Annotated in this window: 15 protein-coding genes; 6 read left to right on the top strand and 9 right to left on the bottom strand. The window is 62.6% G+C overall.

The annotated features are described in order from the left end of the window. Positions 1–75 precede the first annotated feature (75 nt). Positions 76–2,904: a 2-oxoglutarate dehydrogenase E1 component gene (locus ACO550_RS38100; protein WP_315598234.1), complete on the bottom strand. Its 2,829-nt coding sequence runs from the start codon at positions 2,902–2,904 to the stop codon at positions 76–78. A 202-nt stretch (positions 2,905–3,106) separates the two neighbouring features. On the opposite strand from ACO550_RS38100, the gene mug reads away from it, so the two are divergent. After that, positions 3,107–3,655 (top strand): G/U mismatch-specific DNA glycosylase, encoded by a 549-nt coding sequence (mug, locus tag ACO550_RS38105; protein WP_315598235.1) that lies wholly within the window; start codon positions 3,107–3,109, stop codon positions 3,653–3,655. A gap of 9 nt (positions 3,656–3,664) precedes the next feature. Here the strand turns inward: mug and ACO550_RS38110 are convergent, their stop codons facing one another. Both ACO550_RS38110 and ACO550_RS38115 read right to left on the bottom strand, forming a co-directional pair. Next, complete coding sequence (locus tag ACO550_RS38110; protein WP_315598236.1) at positions 3,665–4,735, bottom strand: GlxA family transcriptional regulator; 1,071 nt, start codon at positions 4,733–4,735, stop codon at positions 3,665–3,667. Between the two features lie 189 nt (positions 4,736–4,924). After that, positions 4,925–5,131 carry a hypothetical protein gene (locus ACO550_RS38115; protein WP_315598237.1) on the bottom strand — a complete coding sequence of 69 codons (207 nt, stop codon included), beginning with the start codon at positions 5,129–5,131 and terminating at the stop codon, positions 4,925–4,927. Positions 5,132–5,243: 112 nt separating this feature from the next. Between ACO550_RS38115 and ACO550_RS38120 the strand changes: the two genes are divergently transcribed. Together ACO550_RS38120 and ACO550_RS38125 are read left to right on the top strand one after the other, a co-directional pair. Next, positions 5,244–5,528, top strand: coding sequence for a hypothetical protein (locus tag ACO550_RS38120; RefSeq protein WP_315598238.1), 285 nt, complete (start codon positions 5,244–5,246; stop codon positions 5,526–5,528). A 71-nt stretch (positions 5,529–5,599) separates the two neighbouring features. Then, positions 5,600–5,977, top strand: coding sequence for a hypothetical protein (locus ACO550_RS38125; protein ID WP_315598239.1), 378 nt, complete (start codon positions 5,600–5,602; stop codon positions 5,975–5,977). Between the two features lie 7 nt (positions 5,978–5,984). On the opposite strand, the gene ACO550_RS38130 is transcribed toward ACO550_RS38125, so the two are convergent. Then, entirely contained in the window at positions 5,985–6,884 is a 900-nt protein-coding gene (locus ACO550_RS38130; RefSeq protein WP_315598240.1) for a PDR/VanB family oxidoreductase, read from the bottom strand. 41 nt (positions 6,885–6,925) lie between these two features. Beyond that, positions 6,926–7,978 carry an aromatic ring-hydroxylating dioxygenase subunit alpha gene (locus ACO550_RS38135; protein ID WP_315598241.1) on the bottom strand — a complete coding sequence of 351 codons (1,053 nt, stop codon included), beginning with the start codon at positions 7,976–7,978 and terminating at the stop codon, positions 6,926–6,928. Between the two features lie 107 nt (positions 7,979–8,085). Here ACO550_RS38135 and ACO550_RS38140 point away from each other — a divergent pair, with 107 nt between their 5' ends. Continuing rightward, positions 8,086–9,057, top strand: coding sequence for a LysR family transcriptional regulator (locus tag ACO550_RS38140; protein WP_315598242.1), 972 nt, complete (start codon positions 8,086–8,088; stop codon positions 9,055–9,057). Positions 9,058–9,097: 40 nt separating this feature from the next. Here the strand turns inward: ACO550_RS38140 and ACO550_RS38145 are convergent, their stop codons facing one another. Genes ACO550_RS38145 through ACO550_RS38160 form a run of 4 tightly spaced genes read right to left on the bottom strand, consistent with a single transcriptional unit; the run spans position 9,098 to position 12,836 of the window. After that, complete coding sequence (locus ACO550_RS38145) at positions 9,098–9,622, bottom strand: gamma carbonic anhydrase family protein (RefSeq protein WP_315598243.1); 525 nt, start codon at positions 9,620–9,622, stop codon at positions 9,098–9,100. A 44-nt stretch (positions 9,623–9,666) separates the two neighbouring features. After that, positions 9,667–10,638, bottom strand: a complete 972-nt coding sequence (locus ACO550_RS38150) for a tripartite tricarboxylate transporter substrate-binding protein (protein WP_315598244.1) — start codon at positions 10,636–10,638, stop codon at positions 9,667–9,669. 57 nt (positions 10,639–10,695) lie between these two features. Continuing rightward, the gene (locus tag ACO550_RS38155) at positions 10,696–11,844 is read right to left on the bottom strand and encodes a CoA transferase (RefSeq protein WP_315598245.1); all 1,149 of its coding nucleotides are present in this window, start codon (positions 11,842–11,844) and stop codon (positions 10,696–10,698) included. Positions 11,845–11,864: 20 nt separating this feature from the next. Then, positions 11,865–12,836, bottom strand: coding sequence for a hydroxymethylglutaryl-CoA lyase (locus ACO550_RS38160; RefSeq protein WP_315598246.1), 972 nt, complete (start codon positions 12,834–12,836; stop codon positions 11,865–11,867). Between the two features lie 131 nt (positions 12,837–12,967). Between ACO550_RS38160 and ACO550_RS38165 the strand changes: the two genes are divergently transcribed. Together ACO550_RS38165 and ACO550_RS38170 are read left to right on the top strand one after the other, a co-directional pair. After that, positions 12,968–13,909: a LysR substrate-binding domain-containing protein gene (locus ACO550_RS38165; protein ID WP_315598247.1), complete on the top strand. Its 942-nt coding sequence runs from the start codon at positions 12,968–12,970 to the stop codon at positions 13,907–13,909. A gap of 363 nt (positions 13,910–14,272) precedes the next feature. After that, positions 14,273–14,545, top strand: a complete 273-nt coding sequence (locus ACO550_RS38170) for a hypothetical protein (RefSeq protein ID WP_315598248.1) — start codon at positions 14,273–14,275, stop codon at positions 14,543–14,545. Positions 14,546–14,645: the final 100 nt, after the last annotated feature.

Consider the following 14,645-nt stretch of genomic DNA (forward strand, 5'->3'; position numbering starts at 1 on the left):
ATTACCCCTGGGGTGCAAAGACAATCGGCGCCCTGCAAGGCGCCGATTGTCCGACTCTTGGAAGTTACGACAGCGTCAAGCCAGCGCTTCCTCGACCGCCGCGCGCAGGAAGTTCTCTTGCCGCTCGGTGTGCATCCACGCATAGCCAGGCGCGGTCGATGCTGTCGCTTCGGGTCCGATATAGCGCAGCATGCCCGGAACCTTGACGATATCCAGCAGCCGCTCCATCACGAAACTCCACCCGCCCTGGTTCTTCGATTCTTCCTGGCACCAAACCACGTGCCTGAGATGCGGATAGCGTGCGATCTCCTCGGCGATGCGCGTTGCCGGAAACGGGTACAACTGTTCGACACGCAGCAACGCGATATTGTGCTTGCCGGCCTTGCGCCGGCGGGCCAGCAGGTCGAAGTAGACCTTGCCCGAGCACAACACAAGGGAATCGACCTGCCCGGCTTCCGCGTCGGTGCGCGTCTCTGCCAGTACCTCTTCGAACCGGCCGCCGGCAAGGTCCTCCAGGCTGCTGACCGCCTCCGGATGGCGCAGCAACGACTTGGGTGTCATGACGATCAGCGGTACACGCTCGGCATCCAGTGCCTGCCTGCGCAGCAGGTGATAGATCTGCGCGGGCGTGGTGGGCTGGCACACGCGCATATTGTTTTGCGCACACAGTTGCAGGTAGCGCTCCAGCCGCGCCGACGCGTGCTCGGGCCCCGCACCTTCCTGGCCATGCGGCAGCAGCAGCGTGACGCCGCTGAACTGGCCCCACTTGGCAGCGCCCGCAGACAGGAAGTTGTCGATAACAACCTGTGCGCCATTGGCGAAGTCTCCGAACTGCGCTTCCCACAGCACAAGTGAGTCTTTCTGGACGAGCGAGTAGCCATACTCGAATGCCAGCACGCCGGCCTCGGACAAGGTCGAGTTCGCGAGCGCAAACTTGCCCTGGCCATTGGCCACATTGGCGAGCGGCGTGTAGAAACCCTGGTCGCGCGCCACGCGTTTCTGATCGTGAAGCACCGCGTGACGATGGCTGAAGGTTCCACGTTCGCTGTCTTGTCCGCTCAGCCGTACGTTGACACCCTCCGCCAGCAGCGAGCCATACGCAAGATGTTCGGCCATGCCCCAGTCCAGCGCGCGCTGTCCCGTTGCCATCTCGCGGCGCGCGCTGATCACCTTGTCGACCAGCGGGTGCAGCGAATACTGTTCCGGCACGCTCGTGAGCCGCTGCCCGAGCGCCTTTAACCGTTCCATGGGCACCGTGGCGTAGCGCGCCGCCGGCGCTGCTTCCGCAGGCGAGATCATGCGCTCGCCCTCGGTGCCGGCAGTCGCCTTCCGTTGTTCGGTGGGCTGCACCGCGTCAAGGCGTTCGCGGTATTCAAGCGCGTAGCGTTCCACGTCTTGCGCGGTAACGACCTGTTCATCCACGAGCTTCGCAGCATAGATGGCGCGCGTACCCGGATGTCCGGAAATCGAGCGATACATAAGCGGCTGCGTAATCGCTGGCGTGTCCTGCTCCTGATGTCCATGACGACGGAAGCAGACCAGTTCGATCACCACGCTCCGGTTGAACGTCGCGCGGAAATCGATGGCCATGCGCGTGGCCGCCACCACGGCTTCGGGGTCGTCGCCATTCACATGCAGCACGGGCGCTTCAATCATCTTCGCGATGTCCGTGCAGTAGAACGATGAACGGGCATCCTCCGGGCGGGACGTTGTAAAGCCCACCTGGTTGTTCACCACGATATGAATGGTGCCGCCCGTGCCGTAGCCCCGGGTGCTCGACAGGTTCATGGTCTCCATCACAATGCCCTGGCCGGATATTGACGCGTCACCGTGAATCTCGATGGGCAACACTGCGCCGCTACCCAGGCCCATGGCTTCCGCTCGCGCCCGGGCCATCCCCTGCACCACCGGGTTCACGATCTCCAGATGCGACGGGTTGAAGGCCACGGTCACTTCGGCGGGTCCGGCCTCGGTCGCAATGGTGCCGGTGAACCCCTTGTGATATTTGACGTCGCCCGCTGCCAGCTGCCGCGATGCCTTGCCCTCGAATTCATCGAACAGCGCCGCCGGCGGCTTGCCGGCAATGTTCACCAGCACGTTCAGGCGACCACGGTGTGCCATGCCCAGGATCGAATGCCGGATGCCATGCGACGCGCCATGCGAGACCAGTTCATCGAGCAGCACGATCAGGGATTCACCGCCTTCCAGCGAGAAGCGCTTCTGCCCCACGTAGCGGGCGTGCAGGTATTTCTCAAGACCTTCGGCCGCGGTCAGCCGCTCCAGGATATGACGCTTGTCGCTAGCGGCAAGGCTGGCCTTCGAGCGGGTGGATTCCAGCCGCATCTGCCACCAGTTGCGCTGGTTGGGATCGGTGAGATACATGAACTCCGCACCGAGCGTGCCGCAATAGGTCTGGCTCAACGCCTCGACCAGCCCTTCCAGGGTCATGTCCTCTTCCGCGAAGTTCGTATCCGACGGATCGAACTTCGTCTTCATGTCAGCCGGCGAAAGACCGTAGTAGCTCGGAATCAGGGCAGGCACCGGCACCGGCTCCATCCATCGCAATGGATCCAGGTTCGCGTGGCGCGTGCCGACCATGCGGTAGGCCAGGATCATGGCCTGCACGGCGAGCTGCTTGCGGACCGCAGCAGGATGATCGGCTGCGGTCCGCCCGGCCGCACGCGACTGCCTGGCCAGTTCGACGAAGCGGGATACCACCGGGCTGTGCGCAACGTCGCCATTGCCAGACCCGTCCACCGCAGGCACCGCTTGCAAGGCATCGAAGTAACCGCGCCATTCGTCGGACACCGTGGCGCGATCAGCCAGGTAGGCTTCGTACTGCTCCTCAACGTAGGGAGCGTTGCCTCCAAACAGGAAGGAGGTATTCCGGTTCTCAATCATCATGTTGCTAGACCTGTCGTGAGCCGGGGCAGATGCCCGTTAGCTACAGTCTAGAAACTACGGGTTTTCCAAGACGCGCTGGTTATGGCGGTTTGGGGACATCTCCTGTCGATTTCCGGCCATGGCCTGAAACAGCGACATCGGCCGATCGCCGCCGGGCATGGCACCCGCTATAGTCTCGGAACCATGCAAGATGAAGTGTGAAATGATGCAAGCCGCCCCAACGCCAGCGCCAGCTATCGCGGTTGGCCCGACCTTGCCGGACTTGATCGCGCCTGACTTGACGGCGGTCTTCTGCGGCCTCAATCCCGGCTTGCAGGCTGCCGCGTCAGGCCATCACTTCGAAGGGCGCGGCAACCGTTTCTGGAAGGCAATCCATCTTGCCGGGTTCACGGACCGTGAACTCAGGCCTGCCGAATGCGGGGAGTTTCTCGTGTTCGGATTTGGACTGGCAACGGTGGTGTGCCGAGCCACTGCCGGCGCCAGCGAACTTGCGCAGGGGGAGTACATCGACGCTGCGCCGGACCTGGTCCAACGGCTCAACCGATTCCGGCCTCGGTATGTCGCCTTCCTGGGCAAGGCAGCCTATGCGGCGCTGAGCCACCAGAAACATGTCGAGTGGGGCGCGCAACCGCAGACCCTCGGTGCATCGAAGGTCTGGGTGCTACCCAACCCAAGCGGTCGGAATCGTGGATTCGGGCTCGCCGAACTGGTCGATGCCTACCGCGAATTCCGTTTGGCGGTCACCGGGTAGAGGCAGGCGCTAGTGGGTGATCGCTGCAACCGGCCCTTGCCGCGAACTGTCGCGTCGCGCGGCGGCTGGCACCATGATCGGCACGTCACTGCCCTGGTGTTCCACGTCGGCCTGCGCGCTGCCCTCGGTTTCCTGGAAGCGCTGACGATAGTCCTTGGGCGTGATGTCGAGACGCCGCGAGAAGATCATCCGCATATGCGTGGAACTATGGAAGCCGCTCCGGAACGCAATGGTTTTCAGCGGCACGTCGGTTTGTTCGAGCAGCTTCCGCGCAAAATCCACGCGCACCTGCTCGACGAAAACGGACGGCGCAACCTTGGCGTGCTTCGCAAAGGTGCGGCTAAACGTGCGGCGGCTGACGCCTACGGCATCGGCCAGTTCCTCGATCGAGAACGCTTCGGCAATGTGATCGTTGATGTAGCGCAAGGCCCGGCTGACAATGGAATCCTCTTCAGGGCCCACGGCCAGGTATGGACTGTATTGCGACTGCCCGCCATCCCGGCGGATATACACGATCAGGCGCTTTGCGACCTTTACCGCCAGCGCGTGCCCGAAATCCTCGGCAACCAGCGCCAGGCACAGGTCGATACCGGCGGTAACACCGCCGCAGGTGAACAGGTTGCCGTCACGGACAAAGATCTTGTCCGGCCGCACGAAGGCGCGCGGGAAATGGTCCTGCAGCCGTTTCGTATCGGACCAGTGCGCCGTGACTTCGCGCCCATCCAGCAGCCCGGCATGGGCCAGCAGGAATACCCCGTTGCATACCGCCCCGAACCGCTGCGTGGTCAGCGCCTTGTCATGCAGCCACGCCAGGAAGTCCGGATCAGGATGCATGCCCGGCGCCCGGGGCCCGCCCGCCACCAGCAGCAGGTCGCAGTCGTCCCGATAGTTGCGATAGTCCACCGGCACACTGATCTGCATGCCGTTCGAGCACGTAACGCTGTGGGGACGCACGCCGACCAGGGTGACTTCGTAGCGTTTGTGGTGCGGCAGCAGTGCATTGGCCTCCGCAAACACATCCATCGGGCCGGCTACATCCAGTGCCTGAACGCCATCGAACACAACAAGAGCTACTTTCATCTGCCTTTGCGTCAATACCGACGTGAATCTTGGGGGCGGTGCCTCGGTGAGAGGCATGGTACGCGCTTACGGCAAAGGAGATTAGAGGGCGATTCCGAGAATCATTCTTTCAGAATCTGAAAGCGGGAAGGCAGTTGCCCGACCCCGGGCCTGTCATTTGGGTCGGGTCACAGCACCATCCCTATCACACTATCGTTGCCAGCCGCGCTCCGGGCCGTCTTTCTGGTCGCGGTAGGTCCAGTGCGTTCCGCAGGTCTGACACACGAAGGTGCTAATGGTGATTGGCGCAGCCTTGGCGGGCTTGATGCGTTGCGTATCCGTGATGCGCATCGAGGCATGCCCGGGTGCGCCGAGCTTGTGGAGTTCGACCGCTTCGCAAGCAGGGCAGAGAGTCATTACCGCATCCATGTTGTGGATGGCCAATGTAGCACGACCGCAAACAAGTGCTCCCGGGCTCACGGTTGGAGTAGAGTATGGGATGGAAACCATCTGGACACAGGAGTCAGCCATGGAAGCGCACCCGACCGCCAGTTACAAGGGGTATGACATTTACCCTCTCGTCTACCGGCATGCCGCGGAGCGTGCATGGGGTGAGCCCAGGCCAGACCGGTCTTTCGAAGCTGCCGTGGTGATCTGCCGCGAGGGCCTGCACCCCGAAGGCGAGTTGGCACGCACATTCCATCTCGATGCCGTACCCTGGGATAACGTCGGTGCAGCGCGACGTGGCGTGCTTCGCTACGCCGAGGAAATTATCGACGGACGGATCGCGGGCAAGTCCGTGGCTTCGCTGTAGCAGCACCTGGCAATACTTCGGGCAAGTTACTAAACACCATCGGTATCCATCGGATTACGAGGAAAATAGTCATGAGCAGCATCGCTGCGGCATCCAGTTTCCTGTGCACGCTGCCAGGCGCAGGCAAGGGAATTGCCTACCATCTGGCCGTCAGCTTCCTTGAAGTAGGCCACCCGACCGCCGTCCGATTCACCAGCTTCGTCGGCGAAGGCAGGCGCTCATTCGAACTGCTGATCACGGGCGCAGCCCTACAGGAAGCACTCGCCTCGAACTGCGAGGCACTATGCCGGGTGGCAATTGGCCAGGCGATCCGGGACCATCTCTATGAGAAGACCAAGGAGGGCGAGCACCAGTTGGACCGCGACGCCGTACCCTGGGACGGCGAACTCAGGCCCGTGGGCGGCGGCGTCGTTCCGGACCGGCCGCGCGCACGCTTTCCGATGGCCTGAAGCCGGCTTACAGGTCCAGAACCAGCTCCGCACACTTCGCCCGCGAAACGCAGATCAGGATCGACTTGTTGGCGATGCGCTCATCGTCACTCAATACATAGTCGCGATGATCGGCTGCGCCGGAAGCCAGCGGAACTTCACAGCTTCGGCATAACCCCTCGCGGCAGGACGACGGCAGGCATACGCCGTTCGCCTCAAGCACCTCGAGAATGCTGGCGTCCTGCGGGACCGTGAATCGTCCTCCATGCCTGAGCAGACGCACCTCGAACGCGTGGTGCTCTGCGTTCACTTGTGGGGCGGCGCTGAACCGTTCGACATGCACGGCAAGAGGATCGATGCCGATTGTCTGTGCGCGAGCGCACACAGCATCCATCATGGCTCCAGGGCCGCAGGTGTACACATGCCAGCCTGATGGCATCTGCCGCAGCGCCGCGTCGAAGTCGGCCCGGTCATGATGTTCGTCGTCGGCATGCACCACGATCCGATCGGCAAACGGCGCGAGCGCCTCAAGGTATCCGGCATGGCGCCGCGAGCGCACGCAGTACAGCAGGCGCCACGGGTAACCGCGGTCAATGCAGCGCCGGATCATGCTCAGGATCGGCGTGATGCCGATGCCTCCGGCAACGAACAGATGCCCCGCAGCGGCTTCCTCCAACCCGAACAACGAGCGCGGTGCTCCCACTTGCAGGCAATCACCGAGTCGCAACTGCTCATGGGCAAAGCGGGAGCCACCGCGCGAAGCCGCAGCCAGACCGATACCGAGCCAATAGCGGGTCCGGTCGGCTGCTGAACTGGCAATTGAATACTGCCGCATCAGGCCATTTGGAAAGCCCACGTCCACGTGCGCGCCCGGCTCGAACGGCGGCAACGCCTCACGCGAATGATGCTGAAGCTCGACACCGAGCACGCCTTCGGCCTCCAGCCGAAGGCCAGTCACCTGAAGTTCCATCATGCCACCCTCGCCTGAGCGTCTTGGGATTGCGCGGATTCCTCGGCAAGCCGGCGTTCCACAGCCCATCGGAACTGCGATAGCGCCGCGTCGATGGAGAACGGAACCATCTTGAAGCCCGGTGCCAGCGACAGCGAACGTTGCTGCGCCGTGATGATGTCGCGATCCTCGTCGAACGCCGTGACCACGCTTTGGTGAATGGAACGCGTGACCTCCGGATTGTCGATCCCGAAATTGTGCGGATGCGCGAAAAAGTAATGCGTGGAGGTTTCAGTCTCCGGCGTCAGCGCCTGACATCCACGAAACTCGGCAGCATCGACCCGCCTGCCCTCAGGCGCACCGGTGCCCGTGGGCGCCATGCCCGAGTCCATCAGCAGGATGGCCGGAATCGTGAAGTTATAGATGTTCCAGCGATCAACCCTGCCGGGCCAGTCCTTCACCTGCTTCGCGAAGGGCGGCGCTTCCGTATTGATGGTCCAGCGCACAATGCGCACCCCATCCTCGAGTCGCTCGACTTTCGGCTGCGCGGCGGCATAGTCCTCGCTGCCACCGAGCGTGGTGGGATGCACAAACGGCAAGTGCGAGAAATCGAGCAGGTTGTCGGCTATCAGCAGATAGTTGACGTCGTAGTGAATGTAGCCGTCGAGGCTGCGCCAGGCAGGATCGGCCAGCCAGTGCGTATCGGGAATGGCATCAGGGTCCGCTGCCGCGGGATCGCCCATCCAGATCCAGATCCAACGGTTGCGCTCGACCACCGGAAATACGCGCACACGCGCCTGCGGCGGAATCCGTTGCTGCGCCGGCGCCTCGACGCACTGGCCCGACGCGTCGAACTTCAAGCCGTGGTACATGCAGCGTACACAGTCGCCTTCCCGACGACCGACCGACAACGGCGCTCCACGATGGCAGCAACGGTCTTCCAGCGCGTGCAGCGTGCCGTCCTCCGATCGATACATCAGTACCGGAATGCCGATGATCGTGCGGCTAAACAGATCGTTCGCGCCAACCTCGTTGTCCCAACCAGCCACATACCAGGTGTTCTTGACGAACATTGCTTGTCTCCTGTGAAGGTACGCCCTCTGCGAGGCGCGTTGACAGGAGGTTAGGAAAGGAGCCAACATGCGTCAATATAATGACGGTCATTGACGGAATGTATGCCATGCATACTGATGATTTCGACTACAACCTGCTGACGGTGTTTGACGCCATGCTCCGCGAGCGGAGCGTGACGCGTGCAGCCCAACAGCTTGGCCTCACCCAGAGCGCAATGAGCCATGCGCTAAACCGCTTGCGCGAGTACTTCGATGATCCGCTGTTCGTCAAGACGTCCGCAGGGATGACGCCAACGGCCAAGGCCGAAGCGCTGGCAGAGACCATCCTGGAAGTCATGACCGCAATGCGCACGCGCGTATTGCCCCAGGCGAGCTTCGATCCGGGATCGATGCAACGGACGTTCACGCTCTGCATGACCGATATGGGTGAACTGGTGTTTTTGCCACCGCTGATGAAACGGCTGCGCATGGTGGCACCGCACTGCAAACTGCGAACGCTGCAGGTGCCGATTCCGCAAATCGAAACACTGCTGGCATCGGGTGACGCTGACCTGCTGCTGGGTTCCGTGCAGACTGCGCCGGAAGCGCTGTTTCAGCAGCAGCTATTCATGCATGGCTTCGTGACCATCGTCAGCAAGAAGAACCGGCAGGTACGCGACACCCTGACTCTGGAACAATTCGAGTCGATGCCCCACGTTGCCGTCAGCCTCGCCGGCCGCTCAAGTCCGTCCTACGACGAGGCATTCGAACGCCATGGACTCAAGCGCAATATCTATCTTCACACGCCTCACTTCCTCACGATTCCACTGCTTATGGAACAGCAGCCGGAACTGATTGCCACCGTGCCTGAGGAGCTGGCGAACGTCTTCAGCCGGTACGGCATCGTTCGCGTGGTAAAGCCGCCGGTTACGTTGCCGCCCTACGCGCTGAGCCAATACTGGCATCCGCGTTTCCACCACGATCCGGCGATCATATGGTTGCGTCAATTGGTGAAGCAGACGTTCGAGCGGTATCCGGAGACCGATCTGTCGCCGGACACCGTGCCGAAACCAACTCGCGGCAGGCAGGCTAGAAAATAGCCGCTATTGCTGGGCTAGGGATCTATTGATGCCGGGCCGTTCAGGCAATGCGCTTCAATGCAGTCTTGTAGAGCTTCGCGCGTCGCGCATAGTCGTCGGCATTGGCGCGCAGGTTGTTGACCTCATCCTGGGTCAACTCGCGCACGGCCTTGGCCGGGGCGCCAAGGATCAGCGAGCGCGGCGGAAACGACTTGCCTTCGGTCACCAGTGCACCTGCGGCGACCAGCGACTCGGCGCCGATGTTGGCGTTGTTCAACACGATGGCCTGAATGCCGATCAGCGTGCCGTGGCCCACCGTGCAGCCATGCAGCATGGCCTGGTGGCCCACGCTGACATGCTCGCCAAGCTGCAAAGGACAGCCGGGGTCGGTATGCAGCACGGCGCCCTCCTGGACATTGCTGCCCGCGCCGATCTGGATCTGCTCGTTGTCGGCACGGATGACCGCGCCGGGCCAAACACTGACATCACCAGCGAGGCTGGCGTGTCCGATGATGGTCGCCTCGCTGGCCACGAAGGCGCTGTCGGCAATGGATGGCGTGAGTTCGCCGAGTTGGTAGACAGACATGTTCTCGATGGGATGGATCGTTCGACTTATTCGACTCATTCGACTTATTCGACCTTTACGTTGGCCTTCTTAACCAGGCCGGCATAACGGTCTGCTTCGGCACGGAAGTACTGGGCAGCGGCCTCGGGCGAGCCGGGCTTGATGACGGTCGCCTGTTTCTTCAACGCTTCCACCACCTCGGGGCTGGAAAACGCCGTGGCAAACGCGTCGTGCACGCGCTTCACGTCGGCAGGCTTCATATTGGCGGGGCCGATGACGGCGAACCAGCCTTCAACGTGGTAGCCGGGCAGGCCCTGCTCGGCAATGGTGGGCACATCGGGTGCCACCGGTGAGCGTGCATCACCGCACAGCCCAATCGCACGCAGGGTTCCTGCCTTCAGATAAGGCATTGCGGCATTGAGCGCGACCACGCCCATGTCTACCTGACCGCCCAGCAGGTCGGTCACCATCGGGCCGGTTCCCTTATAGGGAATGTGCTTGGCCTTGACGCCGGCCTCGCTGAGGAACATCTCGCCAGCAAGGTGAATGATCGTGCCGTTGCCGGAAGACGCGTAGTTGTAGGCATCGGGCTTTGCCTTGAGCAACGCGACCAGTTCCTTGACGTTCTTCGCCGGGAGTTTCGGATTGACCACCAGCACGAGTTGCGTGGCGCCAATCACGCTGATCGGGGTGACGTCCTTGATCGGGTCGAAGGGCATCGACTTGAATACGCTCGGATTGATCACGTGATTGTTCGATACCATGCCCAGCGTCGTGCCATCCGGTTGTGCCTTGACCACCGCGGCGGCGCCGGTGATGCCGCCCGCCCCGGGCAAGTTCTCGATCACCACGGGCTGGCCTAGCGCCTTGCCAAGCGCGGGGCCTGCGGTGCGTGTGATGGCATCGACGCCGGACCCCGCACTGATTGGCAGGATCAGCCGCACCGGCTTGCTGCTTTGGGCCAGCGCAGGCAGCGCGCTGCAGAGTAAAAAGGCGGTGGCCGCAGCCACGGCCTTCCATTGGGGGCGTGAAATCATGGTTGTCTCCGTCATGCTTTTTATATGGGAATTGCTGTAAGGCTGAGCGAAGCCTGGTCAGCCAGGCCTGGCAATCCGTCCGAGCACCTCCGCGTTATGTTCGCCGGGCTTTGGCAACGGATGCCTGACTCCGGGGCGCCTGCCTCCCATGAGCAGCGGCAACAGGACCGTCGGTGCAATCGAACCATCGTCCACCTGCATCGGCACCAGGCCGCCGCTTTCCTTGAGGTGCGGGTCGTCGAGCAACTGATCCGGCCGGACGATCGGTGCGTAGGGAATACCGGCGGCTTCCAACTGCGGCATCAATGCTTCCACTTGATGGTGCTGGAGAATCGCTCCCAACTCTTCCAGCAATTGCGGTCGCACGACCACGCGCGACGCGTTGTTACGGTATTCGGGCCGCTCGGTTAGTTGCGGGTGGCCGAGCACGCCGCAGAGCGTCGCAAACTGCTTGTCGCTGACCGCACCGATAAACAGTTGCTCGCCGTCCGCGAGTGTGAACACGTCGTAGACGCTCCATGCCGACACGCGCGACGGCATCGGTGGCGGCGCTTCGCCGGTCATCGCGAACTGCTGCATATGCTGCGACGCCAGGAACACACAGTTTTCAAACAGCGCGCTCTGGATTTCCTGTCCACGACCCGTATGATCGCGTTCGCGCAGGGCCGCCAGTACGCCGATAGCGCCGAACATGCCGCCCATGATGTCGTTGACCGACGTGCCCGCTCGTAGCGGCCGGCCCTTGGGCCCCGTCATGTAAGACAGGCCGCCCATCATCTGCACCACTTCGTCCAGCGCCAGGCGTTTCTCGTATGGGCCGGGCAGGAAGCCCTTGTGGGAAACGTAGATCAGATGCGGATACCTGGCTGACAGCGTGGCGTAGTCAAGGCCGAGCTTTTCCATCAAGCCGGGGCGGAAGTTTTCCAGCAGCACATCGCACTGGCCGGCCAGTTCGGCGGCCGCGGCACGCCCATCCTCGGTGGTGATATCGAGTACCACGCTTTTCTTGTTCCGGTTGAACGCGCGGAAGAAGCCAATACCCAGGCCGGGGAGATTGCGGGTCTTGTCACCGCCCGGCGGCTCTACCTTGATCACCTCGGCGCCCAGGTCGGCCAGGATCATGCCGCAGGTGGGTCCCATCACCATATGGGTGAATTCGACGACGCGAATGCCGGCCAGCGGCAGCGATGTGTTCTCTTGTTCCATGGTCAGGCTCATGTTGTCGGTCAGGCCGCCGCGCGGCGGGCGCCGGCGGCAAAGGTTCTGGGCAAACCGGCGCGCCACAGCGTGCCGTGCAGCGTCTCTCCGTCCAGCCAGCCCTGCACCTGCTGGCGCAGCGCCAGCAATGCGTCGATATCGACGCCGGTCTCGATGCCCATGCTGGACAGCATGTAGGCGAGGTCCTCGGTGGTGACGTTGCCGCTTGCGCCGGGCGCGTGCGGGCAACCACCAATGCCGGCCAGGCAAGCATCGAAACGCGTGACGCCGGCTTGCAGCGCTGCCAGCACATTGGCCAGGCCCAATCCACGCGTGTCGTGGAAGTGGCCGCACCAGAAGCGATCGCCGGCCACGGCGATGGCGCGCTCGAACAGTTCGCTCACCATGCGCGGATCCGCGTATCCGACCGTATCGGCAAGGCTCACGCGATCGGCGCCGGCATCGAGCAGTGCCTGCATCAACCGCAGTACTTCATCGGGCTCCACGCGGCCTTGCAGCGTGCAGCCGAAGGCGGTGCCCACGCCGCCTTCGATCAGCGTCCTGGCGCCAGCCGCATCGCGCGCCGCACGAATGCGCGCTACCTCGGCCACCACGTCGTCGGGCGTCTTGCGCAGATTGGCCAGGCTATGCGCATGACTGGCGGACAGCGGCACGATCATCAGGCCGGCACCGCTGGCGATGGCGTTCTCCGCACCGCGCAGGTTGGGCACCAGCACCGAGACAAACAGCCCCGGCAAGGTCTGCGCGAAAGCCACCAGCTCGGCCGTATCGGCCAGTTGCGGCAGGAGCTTGGCCGGCACGAACGAGCCAACCTCGATCTCACGCTGGCCTGCGTCGTAGGCGCCCCGAATCCACGCCTTTTTCTGCTCGGTGGGGACGATGGTCTGGATACTCTGCAGCCCGTCGCGCAGTCCGACTTCACGGATCACGGCGCGCACCGGCCAGGTGGCTTGTCGAGGAACGTCTGGAACAGCAGTCATGGCTTGCAAGGGCGGAATAGCGCCGAAGGTGGAGCGGTACGGGTAACTGTATGCCGTTCCGAAAGCTGACAGAAGCGATCATTTACGATCTTCAGCGTTCCAAATCGGAATGCCTGACCTACAATCCAAGCATGAGAGATCTCGACCTGACCAGCCTGCGGCTGTTTGTCGCCGTTTGCGAAACCCAGAATATTGCGCGCGCCGGCGAACAACAGCACATCGTGGCATCAGCCATCAGCAAGCGACTCGCCCAACTCGAGGAGACCGTGGGTGCAAGCCTGCTGGAGCGGCGCCGACGCGGCGTGGTGCCCACCGCCGCCGGAGAAATCGTGCTGACTCACGCACGCGCCATGCTGGCTGCCGCTGATCGCGTCGCAAGCGACATGGCCGACTTTGGCTCCGGCATTCGCGGTCAGGTGCGCTTGCTGGCCACCGTTTCATCAATGGCCGAGTCGTTACCGGACGATATCGCCGCGTTTCTTCAGATTCCAGGTCACCAGGATGTCGGCATCACGATCGAGGAAAGCCTGAGCATCGACGTGGTGCGGTCGCTGCGCGAAGGCTCGGCGCCGCTGGCGATCTGCTGGGACGCAGCCGACCTGGAGGGCTTTCAGACGCGCCCATATCGGGCCGACCATCTGGCGGCAATCGTGCACGGCTCGCACCCGCTGGCACAGAGTGACGAGTGCGAGTTCGCGCAAACACTGGAATACAAGCATATCGGCATGCCCGCGCAGACTGCCGTGCAAACCATGCTGAACCGGCACGCCGCCATCCTGGGGCGCCGGATTGACTACCGGGCAGTGGTATCGACATTCGACGCCACGTTGCGCTGCGTAAGAGCCGATCTCGGGCTGGCCATCATCCCGCTTGAGATTGCAGCACCGGTGGCGACGGCGCTTGCCATTCGCGCCATCCCATTGCGCGACGAATGGGCACGACGCCGCTTCGCCATCTGCTCGCGCGACTTCGACGCGCTTTCACCCGTCGGGAAACTGCTGGTCGATTTCCTACAGGACCGGGCCGGTTCTGCGCGAGAGGCTGTCAATCATGTTCACAATCGTGAACCGTAACCAGGTTAGTGTCCATGATTGTGGACATTCTCCACTAGCGGGCTAGCGGGCCCCGACAGCCGAGCGCAGGCGATTCTTGACCTAGGGACGCCCTGATCGCGCAACGCTGCCTAGGCGTTGCCAGCGCCCCGACACCTGATAGGACTCTGTTGGCGGCACCCCACCACTCGCGCACCGCCGGCAAGACACCACGCGCCGGCGCACCGCCTCCCCCTAGCCGCAAACCCAATCCCAGCAAGGCTTTCCAGATTTCTTCGAGAATCTGGCCGGCGCTGGCACGCTTGCTGCGATATCAGTACCGAGCGCAACACCAACCCGGTGCTCACACCCACCAAGCCTTACCTTCCTCTCTCGGAGAACATCATGACCACGCTGACCATCAAGGACCTGTCCTCGACCGAAACCCTCGACGCCAAGACGCTGCAAGCCGTACGCGGCGGCCTGGCTGTGTTTGCCCCGCGCACAACGGTCTACAGCCCCTTCAGCTTGTCGTTCGACAAGACCACCACGATCAACCAGTCGAACCAGCAGATGCAGCAAGTCGAGAACTACTTCGGCAACAACTCGGCCTTCCAGGATCACATGACGAACAACGTCACGACCAACCAGAACGCCCAGAACAACGTGTACCGCTAAGCCCTGCTTCTTCGCCTTCTCGCCTTCTCGCACCACTGACCACCAATATCCCCCTAGGAGACTGCCATGAGCACCCTGACCATCCTCGACCTGTCCAGCA

Source organism: Cupriavidus sp., from assembly GCF_057315035.1.

Coding starts and splice junctions, on each gene's coding strand:
- ACO550_RS38100 (WP_315598234.1), bottom strand. CDS start 2,904: ATGATGATTGAGAACCGGAATACCTCCTTCCTGTTTGGAGGCAACGCT.
- mug (WP_315598235.1), top strand. CDS start 3,107: ATGATGCAAGCCGCCCCAACGCCAGCGCCAGCTATCGCGGTTGGCCCG.
- ACO550_RS38110 (WP_315598236.1), bottom strand. CDS start 4,735: ATGAAAGTAGCTCTTGTTGTGTTCGATGGCGTTCAGGCACTGGATGTA.
- ACO550_RS38115 (WP_315598237.1), bottom strand. CDS start 5,131: ATGACTCTCTGCCCTGCTTGCGAAGCGGTCGAACTCCACAAGCTCGGC.
- ACO550_RS38120 (WP_315598238.1), top strand. CDS start 5,244: ATGGAAGCGCACCCGACCGCCAGTTACAAGGGGTATGACATTTACCCT.
- ACO550_RS38125 (WP_315598239.1), top strand. CDS start 5,600: ATGAGCAGCATCGCTGCGGCATCCAGTTTCCTGTGCACGCTGCCAGGC.
- ACO550_RS38135 (WP_315598241.1), bottom strand. CDS start 7,978: ATGTTCGTCAAGAACACCTGGTATGTGGCTGGTTGGGACAACGAGGTT.
- ACO550_RS38140 (WP_315598242.1), top strand. CDS start 8,086: ATGCATACTGATGATTTCGACTACAACCTGCTGACGGTGTTTGACGCC.
- ACO550_RS38145 (WP_315598243.1), bottom strand. CDS start 9,622: ATGTCTGTCTACCAACTCGGCGAACTCACGCCATCCATTGCCGACAGC.
- ACO550_RS38150 (WP_315598244.1), bottom strand. CDS start 10,638: ATGATTTCACGCCCCCAATGGAAGGCCGTGGCTGCGGCCACCGCCTTT.
- ACO550_RS38155 (WP_315598245.1), bottom strand. CDS start 11,844: ATGGAACAAGAGAACACATCGCTGCCGCTGGCCGGCATTCGCGTCGTC.
- ACO550_RS38160 (WP_315598246.1), bottom strand. CDS start 12,836: ATGACTGCTGTTCCAGACGTTCCTCGACAAGCCACCTGGCCGGTGCGC.
- ACO550_RS38165 (WP_315598247.1), top strand. CDS start 12,968: ATGAGAGATCTCGACCTGACCAGCCTGCGGCTGTTTGTCGCCGTTTGC.
- ACO550_RS38170 (WP_315598248.1), top strand. CDS start 14,273: ATGACCACGCTGACCATCAAGGACCTGTCCTCGACCGAAACCCTCGAC.